A 26,450-nucleotide genomic window follows, 5' to 3' on the forward strand; every position below is an offset into this window, starting at 1 on the left:
GTTAAACCCACAGCTGTAACCGCAGCAACGCCGGCCAGCCACAGCAGAAGAAACCAGCCCAGCCGCCGCCATGTTTGACGCTTCATTAGTCGTGATACCCCGAATCCTCGCGAACTTTGCCGCGAAACACCCAGTAGGTGTAGCCAGTGTAGGCAAAGATGATAGGTAAAAGTATCACGGCGCCAACCAATAAGAACACTAAACTATTGTCCGGAGCGGCAGCGTCCCAGAGCGTAATCGCGCGCGGCACGAGATAAGGGAAAATACTCACGGCAAAGCCCAGAAACGCGACCAGGAATAAACCCAGTGACCAGAGATAGGGACTGACGTGGCGACGCTGTTTCAATGCCCGTAACAAACCGATAGTTACGCCCGCTAATACCAGTGGCAGAATCCACAGCCAGATCGATGCCGGAAAACTGAACCAGCGGTCAGCAATAGCGCTACTGCGCCAGGGTAAATAAAGACTGACGAAGGCGATGCAAGCGACCAGAGCCAGCGCAAACCTGAAAGCGAGGCCGTAGCTTCTGCGTTGCAGCTCGCCTTCGGTTTTCATTACCAACCAGGTGGCACCGAGCAGGGCATAGCCAATCACCACCGCAATACCACAGAACAATGAGAACCAGGTCAGCCAGTCAAACCAGCCACCGGCATAGGCACGGTCAACAACCTTGATGCCCTGAAGCATTGCGCCGAGCATGATACCCTGACTTAAGGCCGCGACCAGTGATCCCAGAATAAAAGACAGGTCCCATAGATGCTTACTGGTTTTGGTTTTGAAGCGGTACTCAAAAGCAACACCACGGAAGATAAGACCGAGCAGCATCGCAATAACCGGCATATACAACGCGGGCATAAGCACTGCATAGGCCAGAGGGAATACGGCTAAAAGACCGCCACCGCCTAGCACCAGCCAGGTTTCGTTGCCATCCCACACCGGAGCGACAGTATTCATCATAATATCGCGATGGTTTTCTTTCCTGAACCAGGGGAAAAGCATAGCGACACCAAGGTCAAAACCGTCCAGGGCAACGTAAGCAAACACGGCGATGGCAATAAGAATGGCCCAAATTAATGCATAATCCATGATCAATCCTCCTCGTGCATTAAGCGCTCTGATGCCATGCCGGCATGCTGGTGTTTTGCGTAATCAGGTATATGAACCTGGTCGGGGTCGGCTGCCATTTTCCGCAAGATATAAACAGTACCTGCACCGAACACCAGGAAGTAAACGGCAATAAAGGCAAGTAGACTGCCCCCAACGCCTTCTGCAGCAATTGCAGATACGGCATCCTCGGTGCGTAGTAATCCATAGATGACCCAGGGCTGGCGGCCGACTTCGGTGACAATCCAGCCGGCAATCACGGCGACAAAACCTGCCGGCGCCATCAGCACCGCCGACTTATGTAACCTGGAGGCCTGATAAAGTTTACCGCGTGCCCGCTGGATACCAGCCCAAACGCCTACCACGAGCATCAGCATGCCGATGCCCACCATTACCCGAAATGCCCAAAACACAATGGCAACCGGTGGCCACTCATCACGGGGGAACGCATCAAGTCCGGTAACTTCTGCGTTTATGTCGTGTTTTAAAATAAGACTGCCAAGGGCGGGGACACTCAGGGCGTAATCGACCCGCGCGGTTTCTTCATTAGGTAGCCCGAATAAATGCAGCGGGGCGCGCGGCTTAGACTCAAAGTGCCCCTCCATGGCTGCAACTTTAGCTGGCTGATGTTCCTGAGTATTTAAACCATGCAGATCGCCGACTACCACCTGCAGGGGTGCGACAAGTAGCGCCATCCACATTGCCATCGAGAACATCTTGCGTGCGGCGGCATTACTGCGATTACGCAACAGGTGCCAGGCACCAACCCCACCGACAACAAAAGCAGTTGTTAAATAGGCCGCAAGCAACATGTGTACAAAGCGATAAGGAAAGCTGGGATTAAAAATAACCGCTAACCAGTCCTCGACGATGTACTGGCCGACCTCGTTCATGCCAAATCCTGCCGGCGTTTGCATCCAGCTGTTGACCGAGAGGATCCAGAAGGCACTTATGGCAGTGCCAATAGCGACCATTAAGGTCGCGAAGAAATGCAAACCCTCGCCAACCCGGTTCATACCAAACAGCATCACGCCGAGAAAACCAGCTTCCAGAAAGAACGCAGTGAGTACCTCATAGCCCATCAGTGGACCGATAACCGGACCCGCTTTGTCGGAGAAAACCGACCAGTTGGTACCAAACTGGTAGCTCATGACAATACCGGAGACGACGCCCATGCCAAAGGCAACCGCGAAGATTTTGAGCCAGAAACGGAACAGTTTTTGATAGACAGGATTGCGGGTTTTTAAATACAAGCCTTCAAGGACTGCAAGATAACTGGCGATGCCAATGGTGAAGGCGGGAAATATGATGTGGAAAGCAACGGTAAACGCGAACTGAATACGCGCTAGCAACAGTGCATCCGCAGTGGAGAAGAGACTCTCAATCATGCCAGTGGCTCCAATTGGTTTAGAATCTACTTAAGTGTAGGTAATCCCATGATTAAGTGTAGGTAAAAACCATTAATTTTCTAAGACCATTTATAATCCGATGCCCTACGTGATGTATGGCAAGTCGCAGCAAGTCACGTTAAACTCTGACATCTGATTTTGCGAATAGGACTAGTCATGGAACGTATCGTAGAAAACCTGATGTACAGCTTGCGCTGGTTGCTGGCCCCAATTTACCTTGGTTTGAGTTTAGCTGTTATGTTGTTGGGGATTAAGTTCTTCCAGGAACTGTTTCATGCCATACCGCTGATCTTCACTATGCCTGAAGTGGATTTGATTCTGCTCACTCTGACCCTGATCGATATCGCTTTGGTGGGCGGTTTGTTGGTGATGGTCATGCTCAGTGGCTACGAGAATTTTGTGTCGACCTTAAATATTAGCGGCGACACTGAAAAGCTAGCCTGGCTGGGGAAAATTGATTCTGGCGGATTGAAGAATAAAGTTGCAGCATCCATCGTTGCTATCTCATCAATCCATTTGCTCAAAGTCTTTATGAATGCTGAAAACACCAGCGTCGAGAAGATTAAATGGTATGTGATCATTCACCTGACGTTTGTCGGCTCAGCCTTCGCTATGGGCTATCTGGACAAACTTACGCGTAAATCAGCAAACGATTAATCTCTAAAACCAAGAGTTTGGTCTAGATAAGTTGCTATTCCCCCATGCCTTTGGGTAGTCTCGTTGGAACTACAGTTAAATCACAGTCCAACGAGAAGCCCAATTATGACGCATAAATTAAATCCAACAGCTTTAAGTTTTTGTCTCGCTTCCGCGCTTTTCCTTGCGCCGGCTATGGCGCAGGACACCCAGCACCAGCCTGATTTGAAGCAACCTTTACAAGCGGAAGACGTGTTCGCGCTAGAGCATGCGAACGATGTCCAAATCTCACCTGATGGTAAGTACATCGCTTATATCCGTAACAGTTTCGATATTATGACCGACGGCACCCGCAAAGGTCTGTGGCTGATCGATACGGCAACGGGGCAACATACACCACTGTTCGCTGATAAACACAGCTACGGCAACCCAACCTGGTCACCTGATGGTAAGCGGCTGGCGTTTACCTCGAACCGCTCAGGGCGTAACCAGATCAACGTATTCTGGGTCGATGAGCAGCGCGTTGCACCTGTTACCGAGGTGACGAACAGCCCCAGCCAGATGGCGTGGTCGCAGGATGGCGAGCAACTGGCATTTATGATGGCGGTGGAGGAGCCTAAATCTGATTTCGCCAGGAGTGTGCATACTCCGAAAAAACCAGAAAAAGCCAAATGGGGCAAACCCCCGCTTATCGTTGAACGCACCCTCTATCAACGCGATGGTCGCGGGGTAGTGAAGTCTTCATATAATCAGGTGTTCGTGGTGCCGAGCCATGGTGGCAGCGCGCGGCAGATTACCGATGGACCTTTTCAGCATCGTGGACCCCTAGTCTGGGCTGCTGATGATCAACATATCGTGTTCTCCGGCAATCGCACTGAGAACTGGGAATACCAAACCCGTGAAAGTGACTTATGGGCGGTGAAGCTTGCTGACAATAGCCTGCAGCAGTTGACCGATCTTCCGGGTGACGAGTACTCAGCAACTTTATCGCCTAATGGCGAGCATTTAGCTTTCTTGCATGGTGACAATGAGCCAGTTCCTTATCGTAACAGCACACTACACCGGTTAAATTGGGAAAGCGGCGCGTTAACCGCGATTAAGACAGATCTTGACCGTTCGCTGGAAAGTCCGCAATGGATTGATAACCAGCGCTTGACGGTGCAGTACACCGATCGCGGGTTAACCAAGGTCGCAGAGGTTAATCTCGAAGGTGAATTGCATGACCGTGTCAGCACCCTTGGCGGTACTTATGTGAGTCGTCCTTATACCAGCGGCATGTACTCTGTAGCACCGGCTACTGGGGCGATCGCCTTCACTCATGCAACGCCTTACGATCTGGCAAACGTGGCAATGGCAGTCGATGGGGAAACGCAGCAGTTAACCGACCTCAACAGTGAAGTGCTCGGCTACCGTGAGCTTGGTGAAGTGCGTGAGATGACGTATGAATCGTCTTTTGATGGCACCGAAATTCAGGCATGGTACATTTTGCCGCCAGGTTACGAAGCAGGAAAAACCTACCCGACCATCGTCGAGATCCACGGCGGGCCACATGCGTCCTATGGGCCGGTATTTGGTATCGAGCATCAGCGCTATGCTGCTGAAGGCTATGTCGTGTTGTACGCCAACTACCGTGGCAGTACCTCCTATGGTAAAGAATTTGCCAATTTGCTGGACGGTTTCTATTCATCAGAGCGGGACTTTGCCGACCACATGTCCGGACTCGACGAACTGATTGAAATGGGTATTGCCGATGCAGATAACCTGTATATCGCTGGTGGTTCAGCGGGCGGTATTGCGACCGCTTACGCGGTCGGCCTGACGGATCGCTTTAATGCTGCGGCTGCGACCAATCCGGTTATCAATTGGGTCAGTAAAACACTGACAGCAGATAGCTCGGTCGGTCAGATACAGAATCAGTTTCCCGCCATGCCGTGGGAAGATTTAGCGCACTACTGGAAACGTTCACCCTTGTCTTTGGTGGGTAATGTAACCACGCCAACCCTGCTGTTTACCGGTGAACTGGACCGTCGTACGCCAATGGCGGAAACCGAACAGTTTTACCAGGCCTTGCAGCTGCGCAACGTCGATACGGTTATGGTGCGCGTGCCTGACGCTTACCATGGCGTTACCGCAAAGCCTTCACGCATCGTAGCAAAAGTTGAGCATGCACTGGCCTGGTTTAAACGCTACCGTAAAGAGTAAATGTGTATTTAAGTCTATTTCTGGTGGCCTTTCTGGCCGCCACTGTGTTTCCGGCACAGTCCGAAGTGCTGGTAATCAGCGCTCAGCAGCTGGGTTACAACGTGTGGCTCATCTGGCTGAGTGCTTCAGTGGGTAACACTCTGGGCAGCGTGGTGAATTACGCGCTGGGCCGGTTTTTGTTGAAATACCAGGAACGGCGTTGGTTTCCTTTTAAGGGCAAAACCTTAGAGCGCGGACATTGGTGGTTTGAACGTTACGGGAAGTGGTCACTATTGCTCGCCTGGGCCCCTTTCATTGGCGACACGCTGACCTTTATTGCCGGCATGTTGCGCTTGAGGTTCTGGGAGTTTTTGCTGATTGTCTGGATAAGTAAAGCAGGGCGCTACGCCCTGCTACTTGGCTTGCTGAAACTCTGGTTTGAACCCGTCCTGAATTGAGTCAGAGCGCGCTTCTAACTGCGCGGAATGAACTCTTCCAGCCCCTCGATAGACTCAATACCCAGGCCTGGCGAGTCGTTGATCGAGATTTCAGCATCTTTAAAGCTGACACTACCTTTAACTGGATCGTACGCGCACAACGAAGGCCCATCGAGGTCAATCTTGGTGATCACGTTAGACTTCGCTACCGCCAGATGAACTGCAGCGGAAACACTGATGCTGGACTCCAGCATGCAGCCAATCATGCATTGCATGTCGTACACCGAACAGATGTCAGCGATCTTAATGGCATTGGAGATACCACCGGTCTTCATCAATTTGATATTAATAATATCGGCGGCGCGCATTTTAATCAGTTCTATAACTTCGCGCGGACCGAAACTGCTTTCATCGGCCATTACCGGCGTGTGAACCCGTTCAGTAATATACTTCATGCCATCGATATCACGCGCCTTAACGGGCTGCTCAACCAACTCCAGCCGTACGCCGGCACCTTCAAGTTTGTGCAGCGCATAAACGGCTTCTTTAGGTGTCCAGCCCTGGTTTGCGTCTAAGCGCAGCAAGGCTTTGCCTTCAACTGCGGCGTAAATCGCTTTAACCCGCTCAATATCAACACCAATGTCTTTACCGACCTTAATCTTCAGGGTTTCAAAGCCACGATCGATGGCCTCTAACGAGTCAGCGACCATTTTATCGATGTAGTCGACACTGATGGTGATGTCAGTAGAGATGGTTGGCACGCCGCCACCCAGCATTTTATAAAGCGGCGCGTTGTACAATTGGCCCCAGAGGTCATAAACCGCCATTTCTACGGCAGCTTTGGCACTGTAATTGCGAATAATACCGTTTTGGATGAGTCCGATGATGTGGTTGAGGTCGGAAACCTCCTGACCAATCAGTTTTGGCTTCATAATACGATCTATGGCTTCCACCATAGAGCCATGGGTATCGCCGGTGATCACTGCGGTCGCTGGCGCTTCGCCGTAACCCACATGGCCGGTATCGGTATGCACCATAATGACGATATCTTCAATCGACTCAACCGTGCGCAATGCGGTTTTAAAAGGTGTTTTCAACGGCACGCGCAGCATGGCGAATTTGATGTCAGTAATTTTCATATAAGATCCTGTTTAGCGTACCGATTTGATCGCATAGATACGATCTAAGTAAGTGTCGTTCGCACCAAAGCCTAGGTCGATAAGGGGGGTTACCGAAACGCCGTTGAGCGTGCCTTCATAGTGCTGATCTTCTGCGTCGCGGTAGCTCAAGCCGTGAACGTCATGAATAACATAAGGTTGACCGTCGATTTCCCCAATGTACATCACTACGTGCCCCGGTAAATAAATTAAATCGCCAACTTTTGCTGCCGCCAGGCGTTCAAGCTTCTCTTCGTTACTGCTGTTTTCGTCATAGACGACAGTTTCGCCGTAACTGCCGTAGCCTTGCTGACTGGAGTTACGTGGCATATCAATGCCCATGCTGCGATACACTTCCAGGACGAATCCGGTGCAATCGCGGGCGTTGTAATCATGGCCCCAACCATAACGTTCGCCCAGGAATTTAAAGGCCTGATTGATAACATTCGCTTCAGTATAGGGCAGATAGCCGACATGAACATCATGATGGCGGGCGATCAGTGCCGGAGAAAAGGCGAGATCACCGTTAGCGTCACGGATAGGCAGTTGCACAGTGTAACTGGCAAATGGGTTCTGGCCATGTACGTCATGGCCGGTTTCTGCGGCACTAAGTAACGGCAGGCGTGTACTCATATCGAGTTGCACGTCAGATACCGGCGCAAAAGAAGGGGTGTAATTGGTTTCGACTTTGGCTTCCGCAACAATGGCAAAGGGCTCTTTTTCGGCAAATGAGAGCACTTCCTCGCGTGGGCCGATAGCAACATCTTTCGCTTGTACCCAGGCCAGATAGTGATAGGACTGCGCCAGATACCATTCACCGTCGGTGCTGGTGTGCAAAATCGCCAGTGGCATGCCGGGAAATACCCCAGTTTCCTGAAAACGGTCGATATCAAAGTCAAGATCGTCGCTATAGAGCTTATCGAGCGTCGGGAAGGTGCGCATGGCTGAGCGTTTGACCACCAGCCCGAAGCGCACTGGATTAGTGGCCTGAATGGCGTCGAAGTTTGCTGCGTTGCGATAGCCAGCTAATTGTTCCGCAGTGGCTTGTTCGCCGTTGGCGTAAAATCTTGGGTAACCAGGTAAACTGCTGATAGCGTCGATTTTATCGTGTAACTCTGCAGCGCTGAGCTGGGTGGGGTGCTCACTCAAATACACCATTTCATCCTGCACCGCGTACGAACGTTGATTGAACGCTGCTATCTCGTCTGCGGTCATGACCAGCGCATCAGGATGTTCGAGGCGTTGTAGCCAGAACTCAGGTTCCAGATACTGTTCCTGCATGCCAATAATGTCATGCTCATAGTTCGGTAATGACTGGTATTCGACGGATGGCGCCGGCGCTGTTGTTTGCTCTGATGGTGCCGGTTGGCAACCCACCAGAGTGGCAAGGCTGATAGCTAACGCAATGTATCTCACAGGTTCTCCCTATTGGGCGTGCGAATTTTGTGACTAATCTTTTGTGACTAAACTAGTTCCCATCTTAAATTGGAATAATATTCCAAACAACCAATTTTTTAGGCATAAATTATTTGCAATGTCTTGGTACCCGTGGGCTGACACGGCATAACAGCTCATAGCTAATAGTGCCAATAGCGTCGGCCACAGTAGCGACGGGCAAATTCGGCCCCCAAAGCTCTGCTTCATCACCGATGGCGACGGACTCAAGCTCGGTCACATCCAGAGTAATCATATCCATCGAAACAGTACCTGCTAAGGGTACCCGCTGACCGTTCAGCCACACCGGGGTGCCGTTGGGCGCATGGCGGGGATAGCCATCAGCATAGCCTATGGCCAGGGTGGCAATGCGACTTGGTCGCCCGGCATGCCAGCGACTGCCATAACCGACCGCGGCACCAGCGGCGACGTCGCGTAATGCGATTACCGGCGCAGTCAGGCGCATGGCTGCTTGCAGGGGCTCCGTCCTGGCGTGCGAGGTCGGATTCACTCCATACAGTAAAATGCCGGTGCGACACCACTGACCAGGGTCCGTGCCCAGGTCAATGGCGCTGCTCAGCAAGGCCGCGGTATTGGCGCTGCTCAACGCCGTGGTTGGTGAGGTCGAGGCACAAAGTTCGGCAAACCGTTGTTGCTGCACCTGATTGAGGGCATCATCAGCCACTTCAGCGTTGGCAAAATGGGTCATCAACGTGACGCTGGCAACCTGCGGGCAGTTCTCCAGTTGTTGTGTCGCTTCCTTGACCGCAGCCGGAGGAAACCCTAACCGATGCATTCCGGTATCGGTCTTCAACCATACCGCCAGCGGTTTCACCAGTCGCGCATTGAGTATGGCATCGATCTGGCCCTGATGGTGCACCACCGGTTGCAAATTATAGTGCGCACAAACAGGCAATTCCGCTTCAGAAAAACACCCCTCCAGCAAGACGATGGGCTGATTAAAACCGGCTTCGCGAAGTTGTAGTGCTTCGTCGATGAAAGCGACAGCAAAAGCATCAACAGTGCCACTTATCGCCCGTGCAACGGTGATAGCGCCATGGCCATAGCCATCCGCTTTAATCACCCCCAGCAGGTTACATTTGCCGGCATGGTGACGCGCGACCTGGGCATTGTGTTGCAACGCTGACATGGAAATTTCCGCACGGGTCGGACGAAAATGTAAGCCATTACTCATATATTACTGCTTCGTAAAGTTGAGGTCTTCAAAGTCAAAACTGAAGTCCGCTGCTGGGTCAATAGGTGCCAATTGCATGCCGAGAATATCGCCTTGCATGGTGGTGGTGAATCGTACATATGCATCAGCATGGTGGGTACGGTCGTCCCAGCGTGCCGCAAAAGTATCGCCTTTAATGTGGAACAGTTCGCCAACCATGCGCGCTGAGCGATGTGAACGCCAACGCAACTGACCGTCCTGCCAGCTCACGGTGACTTTACCAAACCATGGGTCGACATAGTCACCTACTACCCGGGCAGCAATCTCCGGCGTCACCGCTTGTGTCTCTGGCTCTTCAAAAGCTGCAGCACGGCGGGCGCTGGCTGCTTCACGCCATTCCTGTACCTTGGCGATCCAATCTTGTTCAGGGCTGTCGGTATAAGCTTTCATCATGGTGCGCATCATCGCTGTGCGTGCGTCACTGTGGGCGCGGTTCATCAGCACCATAAAACCGACGTCCAGTTCCGGGAAGAACGACAGATACGCATTCATGCCATGCAAGGTGCCGGTGTGGTGTACCCGCAACAAGCCATCGACATCGTGCATACGCCACCCCAGACCGTAGGCTGCGAAATGGGTGTTGTCCCAGTCATACGCCCGTGAGCCGACATTCATAATGGTTTGAGGTGACCACAGCTCGGCATGTTGTCGGGTACTAATAAGCTGCTTTTGTTGCCCTTCACTGTCGGTGTAAGCGCCGCGCGCCAGGTGCATTTTCATCCACTTCGTCATCGCCTGGATGCTGCAGCGAATGCCACCTGCTGGCGCTGAAGTCAGATAATCATCAGCAAAGTCGCGCCGTACAACTGTCGGTTGATCATCGATAATCCCGTGTGGTTGGGCAATGTACTTTTTGTAGTCCTCAGGTACCGGTCCGGCGAAGCAGTACTCCATACCAAGGGGACGCATCAGGTTTTCTTCGACAAAGGTCTCCCAACGCTGTCCAGTGACGCGCTCGGTAAGCTCGCCGGCGATCACATAAAGAATATTGTCGTATGCGTACTGGGTACGAAAGCCGCGCGTCATCGGCAGATACTGTAAGCCATGCAGGATATCAGCACGGGTGAAATCATTGGGGGTAGGCCAGAACATCAGATCACCTGCGCCCAGATTCAGTCCGCTTTTATGAATCAGTAAGTCACGAACGGTGAAGTTACGGGTTATCCATGGATCCTGCACCCGAAATTCCGGAATATAATCGATGACCGGGTCGTCCCAGTTGAGCTTGCCCTGATCGACCAGCAATGCCAGCGCCGCAGTGGTAAAGTTTTTAGTGACCGATGCGATTTTAAATAAGGTACGGGTAGAAACCTCTGCCGGTTCGCCCAACTCGTGCACACCATAACCTTTGGCAAACACCACATCATCGCCTTCGACAATGGCGATCGCCATGCCAGGTACGTCGTAGATGTCACGAATTTGCGCCACTGTCGCATCCAGTTTGGCACTACTGATTTGACTAGGTTCGGCTTGTACTGTGGCACTAAACGCCAGAGAGACTGCAGCCGCTAACCCGGCCACTGGCCGGGTGAAATTTTGTAATTTGCGCATGACGATGGGTCGCTCTTTCGGTTAAATCATGATCAAACTGGTGATGACATACAGCACCAGAGTAATTGCTCCGCCGGTAAGTGCGTAAGGCAACTGGGTGCGAACGTGCTCAAGCAAGTCGCAACCTGAAGCCAGAGCGGATACCGCCGTGGTATCGGATATAGGCGAACAGTGATCGCCAAACACGCCGCCGCCAAGAACCGCCGCGAGCAATAAAGGTGCGGGCAAGTCGAGGGCGATGATCATTGGCGCTGCGATCGGGATCAGAATTGCAAAGGTTCCCCACGAGGTGCCCGTGGTGAAGGAGATCAAGGCACCCGCAATAAACAACATCGGCGCGATTAAGAACAGTGGCAGGAACTCGCCAACCAGCCCGGCTAAGAAGATACCTGTGCCCAGTTCGCGTAAGCTGCTACCCAGCGCTAGTGAAAGTAACACGATGCTCACCAGCGGCAGCAGTTCACCCATGCCTTTAAAGCCGATATCAACCAGTTGCTGATGGCTCTTACGACGGCTGATAATGAGCATGAAATAGGCCACGACACATGCCAGAACTGTTGCATAAAGTACTGATTTCGAGCCGTCACCCTGGGTAATGTCGCCACCACCGGTGCCAAACATAAAGGCCACCATGCCCACCACCATTACCGTCAAAGGCACCAGCATGTAACGGGCTTTACTGTTACTTGGTACATGTTCAGGTATGTCTTTGTGCTCTACCGGGCGCTCTTCAACTTTCTTCAGCGGGCCAAACACACGTCCGCTAATAGCGGTGTAAAAGACGATGACCAGAGTTACCAGGGCATAAAAGTTGAAAGGGATGGTACTCCACAGCGTAGTGACGCTGGAGCCTGGCAAATCCTGTTGATCCAGCATACCCAGAACATAAGCACCCCAGCCGTTAAGGAGGATTAGAATACAGATCGGCGCACTGGTACTATCAATAAGGTAGGCGAGGCGCGCCCGACTCATGCCGAGTTTTTCGAACAAGCCGCGCGAAAGAATACCAGCGGTCAGTACACTCAGGTTCGATTCGATAAAAACAAAAATACCGGTGAAAACTGTCATCAGGCTGGCACTACGCTTGGTCGTGCCAAGCCCGCGGGCGAGAAGGGCTTCAACAGTTGCAGCGACACCACCGGATTCACGGATATAGGCCAGCAACGCGCCGACCATTAAACTAAAAATCAGGATTCGTGTGTTGCCAGCGGAGCCGAAGACAGAAATAATGCGTTCAATGGTTGCGACGAAGGTGTAAACCAGTGATTCACCGCCTTGCCATGTGAGTAGAAGTTCTGAAGTAACGATGGCAAGGAGTAATGCAACAATGACTTCCTTGCGCCAGAACACCACGATAATGGCCACGAGTGGCGGTAATACGGACATCCAGCTCATAAATGAGACCTTGTTTGAGTTATTAGTAGCGGATTTTCGACGTCCATATTGCCAACCAGTAATAAATTATTCAATATGGGATTCTAACTTTCATAGATTATGAAGAATTACAGCGCCTATGTCCTGTTTATTAAAAATCCGCGCGATGCGCGAAGATATGTCGTTAATTGAGCGCAAGCTCGCCGACTTTATCCTGGAGAATACCCACCTGTTACGCGATTACTCGTCGCAACAACTGGCTGACGCGATCGGGGTAAGTCAATCCAGTGTGGTTAAGTTTAGTCAAAAACTAGGTTACCGCGGCTATCCCGATTTGAAGTTTGCAGTCAATGAAGCTGTGGTCTCGGCTTCCAATCAAACACGTACCCAGGCCAGCCACCCCTCGCAGGAGCGTTCCATTGCCGCGACTTTTGCCGAGTTACGCGACGGGTACTATGCGGTAATGCAAGGTGTTGCCGATATTAATGAAGTTGAGAAACTGCAACAGGCGCTGCGTTTGCTCACGGCCGCAGAAACAATTCAAATCGTTGGCTTTGGTAAATCCGCGATTGTTGCCAAGGATTTTGTGCTGCGTTTGATGCAATTGGGTAAAGTTACCCTCAGTAGCACAGACCCTGCGCTGCAAGTGCAGATGGCGACCACTCTTAGTGAGGGCAATGTTTTGTTCGCTATCAGTGACGGTGGGCAGAATAGCGATATTCTGAAGATTGTCCGTCAGGCTAAAAGTAAAGGCGCCAAAGTCATTTCGCTGACGCGCTACGGTAATAATCCCACCAGCGTACTGGCGGACATCAGCTTATTCGCACTAGGCGGCGATACGCATATGCGCACCGACAGTGTATTAATGCAGTTGGGGATGCAGCACCTTTGTCACATGCTCTATGTGCAGCTCTGTCAGACGTTAAAAGTTGATTCACTCATCGAAGAGAGTATGAATTCGCACAACTTGCTAGATACCAAATGAAACTTATTCCCATTTAGGTATTGATCATTAAATGCGAATCGTTATCATTAGCGCACTTTTTCTAACTTTGTGCTGATAGGATTCGTAGTCATGAAGAAAACCTTGTTGAGTTTAAGTTTAGCCTCTGCCTTAGCGCTACCCGTTGCGGCACCAGTTGTCGCACAAGAACAGACAGCTCAGCCTGTCAAAGCCGATGAACGCATCAAGATCACTGCTTCGCGGACCGAGCAAACCACCGCGAGCATTCCTGCTACCGTGACGGTGATTGATGGCGAAGATCTGCGCCAACAACTCGCCAGTGCCGATACCTTGTCAGACGTTTTGGGTAATTTAGTACCCGCCTTCTCACCTTCGCGGCAGAAGTTAACCAGCTCTGGCGAAACCTTGCGCGGCCGTGAACCTCTTTATCTGATCGATGGTGTGCCACAATCCAACCCATTGCGTAATGGTGCCCGGGCAGCCTACACCATAGACCCGCTGATGATTGAGCGGGTTGAAATCATTCATGGCGCAAGTGCAATCCAAGGCATGGGTGCCAGCGGCGGTATCATCAACATCGTCACCAAATCTGCCGAGCAGGGCGCAAACCATGAAGTCAATGTAGGTTTCAGCGCGCCGACCAGCGAAACCAGCGAAGGATTAAGTTATCGCACCGGTTATCTGTTCCGCGGTGCCTCCGGTGATGTCTCCGCTGTTGCAGGTGTGCAGCTGCGCAGCACGGGTATGTATGTAGATGGCAACGGTCAGTTGATTGGTGTCGACACCGCCCAGGGCGATACCATGGATTCAGAAAGCTACGATGTGTTTGCGAAGTTAGGTTATCGCATTGACGCCGGGCAAACGGTCGAACTTATGCTCAACCATTTTGATATGGAAGGCAATGGCGACTATTCATCGGTCGGGGGCGATCGCTCTGCGGGCATACCAACAATCTCAGTGGCAGAGCCTACAGCCGGTGACGCGCCACGTAACCGAGTTACTACCGCAACGGTTACCTATCGCAACGCTGATGTTCTGGGTGCTGACCTGAACTGGCAGTTATTCTCGCAGGATTTCTCTGCTTTGTATGGCGGTGGCACCTACGCCACCTTCCAGGACCCAGCCTATGGCGAGGATCTCTTCGATCAGTCACGCAACGATTCGCAAAAGTATGGTTCTCGGGTGACGCTGAACTGGAATGACGTCGTAGATTTGCCTGTTGCGGTTAGTGCAGGGCTTGATTACTTGCGCGACAGTACTTTCCAGGAGCTGGCACAAACGGGTCGCAAGTGGGTTCCGGAAACAACTTTTAATAACTGGGCACCATTCGCACAGGTTCGCTACCGCAATCAGGGGCTGACCCTCAGTGCTGGCGTGCGTTATGAGTATGGCAAATTAAAGGTAGATGATTTCACCACGCTGGCGAGCTATGGCAACACTTTTGTAGAAGGTGGTGAGCCGTCATTTAATGAATTGTTGCCGAATGTCGGTGCGGTATACGAATTAACTAACGACTGGCGGGTATTTGCCAGCTATTCCGAAGGCTTTAGCATGCCTGACGTAGGCCGTGTGTTACGTGGTATCAGTCAACCGGATTTGAGCGTCTCGAGCTTCCTTGATCTGCAGCCGGTGATTGCTGATAACCAGGAAATTGGTGTTGAGTACCGTGGCAATGCGCTGAACTTAAGTGTGAGCTATTTCACCTCTGACTCAGATCTTGGCGCGCGGCTGCAAGCCGATGCTGACGGCTTCTACAGCGTTAAACGTGAACGTACCGAAATCGATGGGGTGGAGTTAAGTGCTAGTTATGCATGGTCGTCTTACACCAACTTCGGCATGAACTATGCGAAAACCAACGGTGAGTACGACAGCAACGACGATCAACGTGTTGATACCGAGCTTGGCGGTCGCAATATCGCACCAGAACGCGCCAACCTTTATTGGGAGCAGCAATGGGGCGCCATGGTCAGCAGCCGTGTGCAATACAACGTCCTGTTCGACCGCGATATTTATAGCGGCGCACAAGCGGTGAATAACTTCGACGGCTACCAGACTCTGGATGCGCAACTCCTGATCGAAACCCTTGATTATGGTCAGTTCACAGTGGGGGTTGAGAACTTGCTGGATGAGTACTATTTCACTTACTACGCGCAGACCGTAGGTCCGGATTCACGTAACTTCACTGGTCGTGGTCGCACAGTAAGTGTGAATTGGAATTATCAGTTCTAATGTGGCGGCATTGGTGTGGCCGGGTCCATAAGTGGCTCGGTTTGACATTGAGTCTTTGGGTCGTGCTCGTTTCATTAACGGGCACGATTCTTTTATATAAAACTGAGTTACTGCAACTGCAGTATCCGCAGTTGCGACTCAACGAAATCCCTTCGACTGCCGAAGCTGCGCAGATTTTTGACCGCTTCAACGCGGGCTACGCTTATCTTCCGCGTGCAGATAAACCCTGGGTCGAGGTGGTTGACGGCGAAGGAACCACTCACTATTTCGACGGCGCAGGCACGGAACTGCTCGTCCGGCCGCTACTCGATGACTGGATTTCCTGGTTTGTCGAGTTTCACCATCATTTGTTATTGCACGATTTTGGCAAAGACCTGATGGGCATTTTCGGTTTATTAAGCTTGCTCCTGGTCATCGCCGGGGTGGTTCGCTGGTGGCCGCGCAACTGGAGCTGGCGGGTGTTCAGCGTACGTTGGCACGGGGTGCGCTCACGACAATTCAGGGCCACCTTGTGGCAGTTGCATCGCAGTATTGGGATCCTCACGATCGTGCCAGTTTTAGCATTGCTCATTACCGGCACAGCGATCATGTATGCCGCCGCTGTGAATTCGGGCCTTGATCAGCTGTTGCCGTATAAAACCGTGCAACCACAGCCGCAGTTACCTGAGCAAAATGCTGACAACTGGCAGCAGCGTTTCGTCATAGCTGAGCAATTCTGGCCTGCGCAAAGGCCGCGGCTGGTGTACCTGCAACCCAATGCCGACGGCGCTTACCGGTTACGCTTACAGCACAGTGATGAGTGGCATCCGAACGGGCGCAGCTACCTTACCTTTGCTGGAAACGGTCCGTTAATCCAGGCGGACGACGTGCGAAATAAAAGCCTCGGTTATCAGCTATCGCAGATGATTTATCCGCTTCATGTCGCCGCTGTCGGTGGCCTGGTGTGGCTGATTTTGCTGGTTATCGGTGGAGTTGTACTGGTGTTATTACCGGTCACAGGCGTCTGGTTCTGGTACAAGCGCCGCGAGCGTGAGCATTAATCGAGCTCAAGTTCGAGCTGCAACTGCTCATCGGGATCAGGCAGCGCTACGCTGAGACCGACCAGACGTACACCGCGTTGCTCACGACGGTCCCAGGCGTCACGCACCAATTGATAAAACAGGCTGGGCGATACGGTTTTGGCGGTGCGAGACACCGTGGTTTGCTGAAAGTCGCTGAATTTCAGTTTTACCGTCTGGCTTTTGATGTGAGTGTCCTGCCAGCGACTCTGGCCCAGACGCTTTTTCAGCTGCGGCAGCAAGACTTCATCCAGAAACTGTTCCACTTGCCGCAAATGCTGAAAGTCATGGCGTAAGGTTTCTTCACAGCCGACACTTTTGCGGGTGCGCTCAGTGACCACAGGTCGCACATCAATACCATTACAGCGTTGCTGCAGTAACCATCCGGCCTTGTCACCCAGTAAACGCTGCAAACGATCCAGCGCCGCGTGTTGAATGTCTTTGCCGGTATAAAACCCGGCATGCTGCAGACGTTCCAGACTTTTCGGACCAACCCCGGGGATGCGCTTCAGGCTAAGTTGTGCAATATAAGCCAGGACATCATCTGGCGGCACAACAAACTGGCCGTCGGGTTTTTGCTCCTCACTGGCGATTTTCGCGACCATTTTTTGACAACTAATCCCAGCGGACGCTGTCAAGCCAAGTTTACGTAGCTCGTCGCGAATGGCCTGCATGGTCAATGACGCACTGCCATGAAATTGCGTATTGTCGGTAAGATCAAGATAGAACTCATCTATCGATGCGGGTTCAACACGATCCGTAACCTTGTGTAATACCGCCAGCACTTGTTTTGATAGCTCGCGGTAATAGCGGTGGTCAGGGCTGACAAAATGCAGATGTGGACACAGACGTCGGGCGTGCGCCCCTGACATGGCGCTGCGCACACCGTATTGCCGGGCCAGATAATTAGCTGTAGCGACGACACCGCGCTCGCTGCCCCCGCCGACGGCAAAGGGGCGTTCACGCAAACTGGGATCGCGCAGAACTTCGGCGCTGGCAAAAAAAGCGTCGAGATCTAAAAGCGCTATTTTGCGCGTATCAGGCGGTGATTGTTGCGACATAAAACGAAATGTTTAACCTTGGACGGAATCTGGCTATAATCGCAACAACTTTGTGAGCGTGCAAGCTCAACTAAATGAAACAGGAGTCCACTGTGAACGTATTGAAAGTTGTAAAATCTGGCCGTTTGTTTGCTGCCGCATTGGCCTTCGTGGTTGGTAGTGCGGGTGCGACCATATTGCCGCAGGATAGTAGTGAAGAGATCGCCGAGCGGATCGCGCCGATTGGCCAGGTACGCACAGGCAGTGCTGATGCCGCAAACGGTGGTGACAGTGCCAGTGCAGAAGCACGCTCAGGCGAAGCTGTATACAATCAGTTCTGCGCAGCCTGTCATACCAGTGGTGTTTTAGGTGCGCCGAAGTTGAACAATGCGGCAGACTGGGAGCCACGCCTTGCCCAGGGTATGGACACAGTGTTGAAGCACGCGATTGAAGGCTATAATGCCATGCCACCAAAAGGCACCTGTAGTGATTGTAGCGACGAAGAGATTCAAGCGGCAATTGATTACATGATCGCCGACATTTAAGTTACAAAGTGACTGAATAGAATGACAAAAACCGCTTCGGCGGTTTTTTTGTGCGTGAAAAGTGATGAAAAATCCAGCAAAAACCTTTCTTGTAAGGGAATGTAAAGATATAATCAAAACCAAGTTCGTTCACAAAAAAATATACATAAAAACAATAAACGTCATAAAAACACACAAATAGAGCTCGTCAAAGCCGATGCCAAACGAACCACAGCTGTCTACAGAATCTCGCGACATTGCGCGCTTGCGTAAGGCAGTTACACGTTTAAAAAGTATCGCATTGAAGTATCGGCAGTCCGAAGTTGTCCAAAAAGCTCTCTTCCGTATCTCTGAGCTAGCGTCGTCCGCCCGCGACATGTCAGAGTTCTATCCTGCGTTACATGCCATTATCGACGAGCTGATGATGGCGAAGAATTTCTTTGTCTGCCTCTTTGATAACACCAACGATATGGTCAAATTCGTCTACTTCGTTGATGAATATGATGACGTTCCCAGCAACGAGCAATTCCCGGCAGAAGTATTGCGCCAGGGCCTGACCGGCTACGTGATGCGTAACTCAAAAGCGTTCCTGCTAAACGAAGAAGATTTCAGTGCTCTGGTTGAGTCAGGTGAAATCCGCGACTTAGGCTCACCTCCGGTCGACTGGTTAGGGGTGCCGTTACGCAGTGGCGAACGGGTCATTGGTGCCATGGTGGTGCAAAGCTACACCGAGAATGTCGGCTATACCCGCGCCGATAAAGAGCTGTTTATGTTCGTTTCGCAGCATATTGTTAATGCTCTCGAGCGGATCCGGCAGCGCGAGTTTATGCGTGAAGAAATTGACCGACAGACGGCAAATCTGCGCGATATTAATGCCGACCTGGAAGAGCAGATTGCTGAACGAAAGCGGGCGGAAAAGCTCTCCGCAGTGTTGTATGCGATCTCTGAATTAACCAATACCTCAGAGAGTATGGCCAACTTCTTTAAGCAGTTGCATCGACAGATTGGCTTGCTCATGAACAACGATAACTTTTTCGTAGCTCTGCTTGATGACGACCGCAAACATATTCGCTTTCCCTACTACGTTGACGAACGCGACACTCAGTTGATCGACCGGCGACCGTTGGGCAAAGGCCTGACAGAGTTCGTGATAAAAACGAGAAAGCCAGTCTATGTTGATGAAGCTGCGTATGAACAGCTTCTTAAACAGGGAGACGTTGAGGGACCGACAAAATATTACGGCACCCGGCCGACCCAGTGGTTAGGCTCGCCGCTGCTGGTCGATGATGAAGTGATAGGCGTATTGTCGGTACAGACCTACAGCGATGAAGTCAGTTACAAACATGATGATTTAGAACTGTTGAACTTCGTTTCCCAGCACGTGGCTGTGGCAATTGAGCGCCGCCGCAACGCTGATGAAGTGCGGCGCGTAAACGCATTCCTCGAGAAAAAAGTCGCCGAGCGCACCGAAGAACTGGTGAACGAGATTGAGCGCCGGAAAAAAATTGAAGAAAAATTATTTTATGATGCCCATCACGACACTTTGACCGGGCTGCCGAACCGTTCGATGTTTACCGAGCGCTTACAACAGGCTCTTAATCAAAAACGCCGATTCCCCAGCCATAATTTTGCAGTCTTATTTGTCGACCTTGACCGCTTTAAAGATATTAATGACTCGCTGGGCCATTCCGCAGGTGATGAATTCTTGCTCGAGGCCAGTCGGCGTATTGGTGAATGCGTGCGTGATAACGATACCGTCGCGCGCCTGGGCGGTGATGAGTTCGTTATATTACTTAATCTGGTACGGCATATCGAAGACGCCAAAGACGTCGCCTCGCGTATTATCGAGCATATGCGGCAACCTTTCGTTTTCGGTGAGACAGAGCATTATTCAGGCGCGAGTGTCGGCATTGCCGAATGTAAGTCGCGCAATGACTCGGCGGAACGTCTGCTGCGCGATGCTGATGCCGCCATGTATCAGGCAAAAAGCATGGGCCGCGGACGCTATGTGGTATTTGATGAGAGTATTCATAAAGATCTGGTGGCATCCTTGCATCGCGAAGCAGAACTGCGTCACGCGCAATTTGATCAGGACTTCGTGTTGCAGCAGTTTGATCTGCTGACGTTAGTGGACGGTAAGCCACAGGCACGAGAAGTGCTGGTCCGTTGGCAGCGCGGCGACCAGTTACTGACAGCACAGAGTTTTCTCAATGTCGCTGAAAAAACCGGCATGATTTTATCCCTCGACCACTGGATGCTGACCCGCTGCTGCGAAATACTCAGAGAACAGAAAGAAGATGTGCCGATCTACCTTAGTCTGTCGACCAAGCATCTGTACAAATTGGCCGATGTTAAAGCCTTACTGGAGATTATTAAAAACGCCGGCATATCGCCAAAGCGCTTAGTCTTTGAATTCAGTGAGACCGAACTTAGCGATAACTCCAAGCGCCAGTTAACTGCGCTCAGAACATTGGCGGATGCCGGGGTCGGTTTAGCCTTGAATGAATTTGGCCGTAGTTCCGGTGCACTGCAATATTTGCTTAATTATCCGTTTACCCACGTTAAGCTGGATCCGCGTTTTGTCAGTGAAACTGCCAATAGCGAGCGCGCTGGTGTGATGGTTCGTAATGTCGTGAAGTTGTGTAATGAATTGTCGATTACCATTGCTGCTGCAGGTATCGATACCCCCGAGCAGTTGCAGGCACTACGCGACGCGGGCGTTCAGATAGGGGTCGGTAAGCAGCTCGGCGAACCGGTTTGGCTGCAAAGCAAAGAAAAACAGGAAGCTATTTAAGCGCATTGCGCAACATCGACAGACCATCGTTGCGAGATTCTTCCTCCCGCTCAGGCGTTATCGGCGTTTTGCCTTCCCATTCTAAATCATCCTGCGGTAACTCAAACAAAAACCGGCTCGGTTCCGGTCTGAGTACATCACCATATTGGCGGCGTTCTTTCGCCATGGTAAAAATCAGTGACTGTTGGGCGCGGGTAATTCCGACATAGGCCAGCCGGCGTTCTTCTTCCACCATATTATCGTCAATGCTGGATTGGTGAGGTAATAAGCCTTCTTCCATGCCGACCAGAAAGACATGCGGAAACTCGAGGCCTTTGGAGGCGTGCAGGGTCATCAGTTGCACCTGGTCGCCAAACTCTTCTTCTTCATGACGCGACATTAAATCGCGTAAACATAACTTAGCGACGGCTTGTTCAAAGTTTAACGGTTCGTGGTCCTCGTCCCCCTTGAGCATTTCCCCGACCCAGCGCAGTAACTCGCTGATATTTTTATAACGCATTTCTGCTGCGGCCTGACTGGGACTGGCTTCATACAACCATTCCTCATAACCCACCTCTTTTATCAGATGGTAAAGCGCAGCCATAACGTCAGTCGTATCTTCGCAGCGTCGCGCGGTTTTACTGATTAAATGCGTGAACAACTGCACCGACTGGTACTCGCGGCTACCCAGTCGCGTTTTCAGCGCCTGATGTTGCGCCGCTGCAAGTAAGCTGGTATGCAGCTCATGAGAGAGTTCACCGATACGCTCGACGGTGTGGGGACCGATTCCACGCTTGGGTACATTGACGACACGAATAAAGGCAGTGTCGTCCGTCGGGTTCATCAACAGACGCAGATACGCCATGATGTCTTTGACTTCCGCGCGCGCAAAAAAACTCTGGCCACCGGTCATACGATAGGGAATACGGTTGGTCAGTAACGCTTTCTCAAAAATTCGTGACTGATGGTTGCCGCGGTACAGCACCGCAAAATGCGAGTAGGGGGTGCGCTCTAAAAAACGCCGCCGCACAATTTCAGCAACCACACGCTCCGCTTCATGTTCTTCATTGCGGCCATAAATGACCCGCAATGGCACACCGTACTCCATCTCTGAGAATAATTTTTTCTCAAACACGTGGGGATTGTTCTCAATGAGAATATTCGCCGACTTAAGAATACGGCCATGGGAACGGTAGTTTTGCTCGAGCTTGATGACCTGCAAGGTCGGGAAGTCTTGCTGCAGCAATGCCAGGTTCTGCGGCTGTGCGCCGCGCCAGGAGTAAATGGATTGATCATCGTCGCCCACCACAGTGAAGCGTGCGCGTTCACCCACCAAAAGTTTCACCAGTTGGTACTGGGAGGTGTTGGTATCCTGATACTCATCGACCAGCAAATACTGAAACTTTTTCTGCCAGCGCTCACGCACCGATGTATTGGTGGCAAGGAGCTGAGTGGGCAACAAAATCAAGTCATCGAAGTCGAGGGCATTGCAGGCACGCATATTCTGCTGGTAGCGGCGGTAAAACTCGGCAAATTCCTGCTCGTCAGGGGTCTGCGCGTGGGACAGTGCTTGTTGCGGTGTCCACATGGCATTCTTCCAACTGCCAATTTGGCTTTGCAGGCGCTTAAGGCTGTCTTTATCACCATCTAATTCAGGTTCCGTGAGTGCTTTTAGCAAAGCAAAGCTGTCCTGATCGTCAAACAACGAAAAACCAGACTTCAAGCCAAGCTGTTGCACCTCTTTACGGATAATACTCAGCCCCAGGGTATGGAAGGTGGACACCGTTAACCCACGAATCTGCTGCCGCCCCAAGGTTTTACTGATGCGTTCTTTCATCTCGCGCGCAGCCTTATTGGTAAAGGTTACGGCGGCGATATGACGGGCCTGATACTGACAACGGGTGATCAAGTAAGCGATTTTCTCGGTAATCACGCGTGTTTTGCCACTCCCTGCACCAGCGAGCACCAGCACAGGACCGCTGATGGCTTCCACTGCTTCTTGTTGGCGCGGGTTTAACTGCATGATTGCCCTGTTAAAGTGAGGAGAAAAGACGCTGTACGAGCGAACTGAACAGCAGATTTTACCGCAAACTCCTGCTAAGCTAAAAGACTATTCCCTAATTCGCCCAAGGAGTTTGAAATGGACGCGAAAAAAATTGAAGATATCGCCAAACAAATCAATGATAGCATTCCTGCTGGCATGAAAGATTTTGCCGGCAGTATGGAGCAGCGCATCAAACAGATTCTGCAGCAACAGTTGAGCAAGCTTGATGTTGTCACTCATGAAGAGTTTGATATCCAGCAACAGCTTTTATTGCGGTTACGCCAGCGCGTGGAAGAGCTGGAGAAACAAGTTCAGGCCATGCAGCAAAACAGAGACGTTTAAATTTAGTGGCAGGTGACCCAGTTGGCGTTAAGATCGACCGCTGCAGGTGCTGCCGGTAGTTTAGCTGCCGCTGCCTGTAACTGGTTACGGTAATCAGCAAAGCTTAATTCATTGTCGAGCAAACGGTTAACATCGCGCTGAATAAAGTAGGCTCGCCTACCCACTGCATATAACCCCGATGAATCATCTGCGCGGAGAAGTGCTGTGGCATTGCTGCTCAGCGCATGGGCGCAGCAGTCCTGAACCGCGTTACGTAGATTGCGAATAATGGAATCCGGCACTTTCATTTCTTGCGGATTAGAACTGAAGCGACGTAATCCCTCTATTTGTTCATAAGCATGAGCGGTGTGTTCAAGCACTTCATCAATTTTGGTAATGGAGTCGCGTGCCAGATGGTAATTAAGCGCTGTCATCAGGTGCTGGCCGTGCTTAGCTTCGTCCGGGCGAAGGAGCTCGTCTTGTTGTAGGGTTCGCCAGCGCTCATTGAGAAAGCGAAGCTGTTTGGCATCCGGCTGGTTAACATCAAACTGGGCTAAACTGATGGCAAAATCGCAAACCTCTGGTTTTGAATACCTTAGCACCGGTGCTGGTTCCTGTGGTGCTGCTGCGCGTTCACCGCAACCGCTTACGGCAAGCAGAGTGAACAGTATCAGAAGGTAGAATTTGCTGTTCATGACCTAGCCCTATATTTCAGAAACGCGTACTCTATCAGTAAAGCTAGCACAAAGTTAGTGACGTCAATTTATTAATTTGAAAGGTGGTACCGATGGCACAGTGGATGACTGGCGAAGTTATCGAGAATCATGCATGGAACAATGAGTTATTCAGCTTACGAGTGCGGGTACCTAAGCCGTTTGAGTTTATCGCAGGCCAGTTTGTTCGACTTGGACTGCAAACTGACGAGCAGCGTATTCAACGCGCCTACTCACTGGTCAATGGCCCGGATGATCCGATTCTCGACTTTTTGATCAACCGTGTGCATGGCGGCGATTTCTCACCGCGGCTGCATGATTTGCGTGCCGGTCAGTCGATTGAGGTAAGTCAGCCTCCAACTGGCTTTTTTACCCTGAATGAAGTGCCGGAAGGCGAAAGTCTGTGGCTGATTTCTACGGGTACCGGTATTGGGCCTTATCTGTCTATGCTGACGACCACGATCCCATACGAACGTTTTGCCCGGATCCATCTGATTCATGCGGTTCGCTATGAGGCCGACTTAGCCTATCAACAAAAAATTTTAGCTTGGGTTGCTGAACACCCGGGGCAACTTAACTACCAACCGATCGTCAGTCGCGAAGATGCCACTGGCGCATTACGCGGGCGTATCCCCACGCTAATTCTTGACGGTCAGCTGGAAGCTGCTCTGGGCGATGAACTAAACGATAACGCGCAGGTCATGTTATGCGGCAACCCCGAGATGATCCGCGACGCCAAGCAAGTTCTCGCCGACAAAGGCCTGCCGAAGAACCTGCGCCGCAAACCGGGTAACGTGACCGTAGAACACTATTGGTAGTGGTGATACTTTTTGCTCGCGGCGCCCTGCTGACAACCTCCAGGGATTTGTAAAATAAGCATTTTTGTTCCAGACTATGACTTATTCTTTGTGAACTGAAGCAAACAGAACACTTAACGAATAGGAGCGCCTGTGGAATCCGTTGATGCATCCTTCTGGCAAATGTACGGCGAAGCGGCTAAAACCGCCCTTGGTTTTTTCTGGAAAGCCGGCTGGGCTTTCATTTTAGGTTACGCAATTTCTGCAATGATCCAGGTCTTTGTACCTAAGCACCGGTTAGTGCGTCACATGGGGAATGCATCTTTACGCAGTACCAGCCTTGCTACTGCATTTGGTACGATTTCCTCCAGCTGCTCCTTTGCGGCGCTGGCCGCAGCGCGGGCGCTGTTCGCGAAAGGCGCCCATTTTATTCTAATAGTAGCTTTCATGTTCGCTTCGACCAACCTGGTGATCGAGCTCGGCATTCTGATTTTGATCTTTCTCGGCTGGCAGTATCTGGTGGCAGAAATTATCGGTGGCCTGATTCTGATTACTATCAGCGCGGTGTTGATTAAATTTACTTACCCTAAGGGCTGGATCAAAAAGGCACGAGACAAAGCCGAGGGTGACGCGCCCGACGAGGAAGATTTTTCGCCTATGGACCGTATGCGCAGCGCCGAGGGCTGGCGTATGGTCGGCAACCAGTTTGTGATGGAATGGCAGATGGTCTGGAAGGAGATCCTGATCGGTTTCACCGTGGCTGGCTTTATGAAGGTTTTCGTCCCTGAGGCATTCTGGAAGGCGTTATTCCTGCAAGGTTATAAGGATACGCTGCCGGAGTTCCTTATCGTTCTGCAGAACGCCATCGTGGGGCCTTTTGTCGCAGCTCTTACTTTTATCGGCTCGATGGGTAATATCCCACTGGCGACGGTATTGGCTGGATCCGGTGTGACTTTTGCCGGGGTTATGGCGTTTATTTACTCTGACCTGATGGTGCCGCCTCTGGTGCGTGTTAATGCCAAATACTATGGCTGGCGGGTAGCTCTCTACATCGCCGGGATCATGCTGGTATCTATTGTCACCACTGCGCTGATTCTGCATTTCGGTTTTGCTGCATTTAACCTGACGCCTGACGCGGCTCAGAGTGCGGTGATGAACGAGCAGTTCGCGATTGATTATACGTTCTTCTTCAATCTCGCGTTCCTGGCGCTAGCCGTGTTAATGATTGTGCTGCATCGCCGGCACATGAAGAAAAGCGAGCATGGCCATCACCATGATCATGATCATGGTGACGGCGGCGGCTTTTCGTTTCAGGATTGGGTGGTGCTCATCTTTATTATTGGTCTGGTGGGCGGCGTGCTTGCCTTCGGTACTACCGGTGGTGTCCCCGCTGGTGCCCAATAAGACAAGCGTGTTAACGGACGAAGATCACCACATCGTCGCTGATGTAATCAATGGTTAGCTGGTAG

At 51.5% G+C, this 26,450-nt stretch carries 21 protein-coding genes; 11 read left to right on the top strand and 10 right to left on the bottom strand.

The genetic code is table 11. The annotated features are described in order from the left end of the window. Positions 1-85: 85 nt before the first annotated feature. Together cydB and CWI69_RS07270 are read right to left on the bottom strand one after the other, a co-directional pair. Entirely contained in the window at positions 86-1,087 is a 1,002-nt protein-coding gene (cydB, locus tag CWI69_RS07265) for a cytochrome d ubiquinol oxidase subunit II (RefSeq protein ID WP_126763325.1), read from the bottom strand. A gap of 2 nt (positions 1,088-1,089) precedes the next feature. Then, complete coding sequence (locus CWI69_RS07270; protein ID WP_126763327.1) at positions 1,090-2,493, bottom strand: cytochrome ubiquinol oxidase subunit I; 1,404 nt, start codon at positions 2,491-2,493, stop codon at positions 1,090-1,092. 177 nt (positions 2,494-2,670) lie between these two features. Between CWI69_RS07270 and CWI69_RS07275 the strand changes: the two genes are divergently transcribed. The 3 genes from CWI69_RS07275 (at position 2,671) to CWI69_RS07285 (ending at position 5,789) form a co-directional block, all read left to right on the top strand. Further along, positions 2,671-3,171 carry a TIGR00645 family protein gene (locus tag CWI69_RS07275; protein ID WP_126763329.1) on the top strand — a complete coding sequence of 167 codons (501 nt, stop codon included), beginning with the start codon at positions 2,671-2,673 and terminating at the stop codon, positions 3,169-3,171. A 105-nt stretch (positions 3,172-3,276) separates the two neighbouring features. Next, positions 3,277-5,352: a S9 family peptidase gene (locus CWI69_RS07280; RefSeq protein ID WP_198678919.1), complete on the top strand. Its 2,076-nt coding sequence runs from the start codon at positions 3,277-3,279 to the stop codon at positions 5,350-5,352. 2 nt (positions 5,353-5,354) lie between these two features. Continuing rightward, positions 5,355-5,789, top strand: coding sequence for a YqaA family protein (locus tag CWI69_RS07285; RefSeq protein ID WP_126763331.1), 435 nt, complete (start codon positions 5,355-5,357; stop codon positions 5,787-5,789). A gap of 14 nt (positions 5,790-5,803) precedes the next feature. Here CWI69_RS07285 and CWI69_RS07290 read toward each other — a convergent pair whose 3' ends face one another. The 5 genes from CWI69_RS07290 to CWI69_RS07310 form a co-directional block, all read right to left on the bottom strand. After that, positions 5,804-6,907 carry a dipeptide epimerase gene (locus tag CWI69_RS07290; RefSeq protein WP_126763333.1) on the bottom strand — a complete coding sequence of 368 codons (1,104 nt, stop codon included), beginning with the start codon at positions 6,905-6,907 and terminating at the stop codon, positions 5,804-5,806. 12 nt (positions 6,908-6,919) lie between these two features. Further along, the gene (locus tag CWI69_RS07295) at positions 6,920-8,341 is read right to left on the bottom strand and encodes a C40 family peptidase (protein WP_198678920.1); all 1,422 of its coding nucleotides are present in this window, start codon (positions 8,339-8,341) and stop codon (positions 6,920-6,922) included. 109 nt (positions 8,342-8,450) lie between these two features. Continuing rightward, complete coding sequence (gene alr, locus CWI69_RS07300; protein ID WP_126763335.1) at positions 8,451-9,554, bottom strand: alanine racemase; 1,104 nt, start codon at positions 9,552-9,554, stop codon at positions 8,451-8,453. Between the two features lie 3 nt (positions 9,555-9,557). Next, positions 9,558-11,144: a serine hydrolase gene (locus tag CWI69_RS07305; protein ID WP_126763337.1), complete on the bottom strand. Its 1,587-nt coding sequence runs from the start codon at positions 11,142-11,144 to the stop codon at positions 9,558-9,560. A 21-nt stretch (positions 11,145-11,165) separates the two neighbouring features. Next, positions 11,166-12,539, bottom strand: coding sequence for a Na+/H+ antiporter NhaC family protein (locus CWI69_RS07310; RefSeq protein WP_126763339.1), 1,374 nt, complete (start codon positions 12,537-12,539; stop codon positions 11,166-11,168). Between the two features lie 118 nt (positions 12,540-12,657). Between CWI69_RS07310 and CWI69_RS07315 the strand changes: the two genes are divergently transcribed. From CWI69_RS07315 to CWI69_RS07325, 3 genes are all read left to right on the top strand, one after another. Continuing rightward, positions 12,658-13,503, top strand: a complete 846-nt coding sequence (locus CWI69_RS07315) for a MurR/RpiR family transcriptional regulator (RefSeq protein ID WP_126763341.1) — start codon at positions 12,658-12,660, stop codon at positions 13,501-13,503. Between the two features lie 90 nt (positions 13,504-13,593). Next, a complete protein-coding gene (locus CWI69_RS07320; protein WP_126763343.1) occupies positions 13,594-15,711 on the top strand; it encodes a TonB-dependent receptor in 2,118 nt (705 codons plus the stop codon). Next, a complete protein-coding gene (locus CWI69_RS07325; RefSeq protein ID WP_126763345.1) occupies positions 15,711-16,751 on the top strand; it encodes a PepSY-associated TM helix domain-containing protein in 1,041 nt (346 codons plus the stop codon). The genes CWI69_RS07320 and CWI69_RS07325 overlap by 1 nt, the downstream gene beginning before the upstream one ends. Here the strand turns inward: CWI69_RS07325 and dinB are convergent. Then, complete coding sequence (gene dinB, locus CWI69_RS07330; RefSeq protein WP_126763347.1) at positions 16,748-17,830, bottom strand: DNA polymerase IV; 1,083 nt, start codon at positions 17,828-17,830, stop codon at positions 16,748-16,750. The genes CWI69_RS07325 and dinB overlap by 4 nt on opposite strands. 74 nt (positions 17,831-17,904) lie before the next feature. Here dinB and CWI69_RS07335 point away from each other — a divergent pair, with 74 nt between their 5' ends. Together CWI69_RS07335 and CWI69_RS07340 are read left to right on the top strand one after the other, a co-directional pair. After that, positions 17,905-18,354: a c-type cytochrome gene (locus tag CWI69_RS07335; protein ID WP_126763349.1), complete on the top strand. Its 450-nt coding sequence runs from the start codon at positions 17,905-17,907 to the stop codon at positions 18,352-18,354. 280 nt (positions 18,355-18,634) lie between these two features. Continuing rightward, the gene (locus CWI69_RS07340) at positions 18,635-21,127 is read left to right on the top strand and encodes a diguanylate cyclase domain-containing protein (protein ID WP_241971064.1); all 2,493 of its coding nucleotides are present in this window, start codon (positions 18,635-18,637) and stop codon (positions 21,125-21,127) included. Here the strand turns inward: CWI69_RS07340 and rep are convergent. Next, on the bottom strand, positions 21,120-23,129 hold the full coding sequence (rep, locus tag CWI69_RS07345; RefSeq protein WP_126763353.1) for a DNA helicase Rep: 2,010 nt from the start codon (positions 23,127-23,129) through the stop codon (positions 21,120-21,122). The two genes, CWI69_RS07340 and rep, sit on opposite strands and share 8 nt — an antisense overlap. A gap of 117 nt (positions 23,130-23,246) precedes the next feature. Here rep and CWI69_RS07350 point away from each other — a divergent pair, with 117 nt between their 5' ends. After that, positions 23,247-23,492, top strand: coding sequence for an accessory factor UbiK family protein (locus CWI69_RS07350; RefSeq protein WP_126763355.1), 246 nt, complete (start codon positions 23,247-23,249; stop codon positions 23,490-23,492). A 2-nt stretch (positions 23,493-23,494) separates the two neighbouring features. On the opposite strand, the gene CWI69_RS07355 is transcribed toward CWI69_RS07350, so the two are convergent. After that, complete coding sequence (locus CWI69_RS07355; RefSeq protein ID WP_126763357.1) at positions 23,495-24,166, bottom strand: hypothetical protein; 672 nt, start codon at positions 24,164-24,166, stop codon at positions 23,495-23,497. A 92-nt stretch (positions 24,167-24,258) separates the two neighbouring features. Between CWI69_RS07355 and CWI69_RS07360 the strand changes: the two genes are divergently transcribed. Together CWI69_RS07360 and CWI69_RS07365 are read left to right on the top strand one after the other, a co-directional pair. Continuing rightward, positions 24,259-25,002, top strand: coding sequence for a ferredoxin--NADP reductase (locus tag CWI69_RS07360; protein WP_126763359.1), 744 nt, complete (start codon positions 24,259-24,261; stop codon positions 25,000-25,002). 132 nt (positions 25,003-25,134) lie between these two features. Beyond that, complete coding sequence (locus CWI69_RS07365; RefSeq protein WP_241971065.1) at positions 25,135-26,385, top strand: permease; 1,251 nt, start codon at positions 25,135-25,137, stop codon at positions 26,383-26,385. Positions 26,386-26,450 lie beyond the last annotated feature (65 nt).

Source organism: Pseudidiomarina halophila, from assembly GCF_003987215.1.
GTDB classification, from domain to species: Bacteria; Pseudomonadota; Gammaproteobacteria; order Enterobacterales; family Alteromonadaceae; genus Pseudidiomarina; species Pseudidiomarina halophila.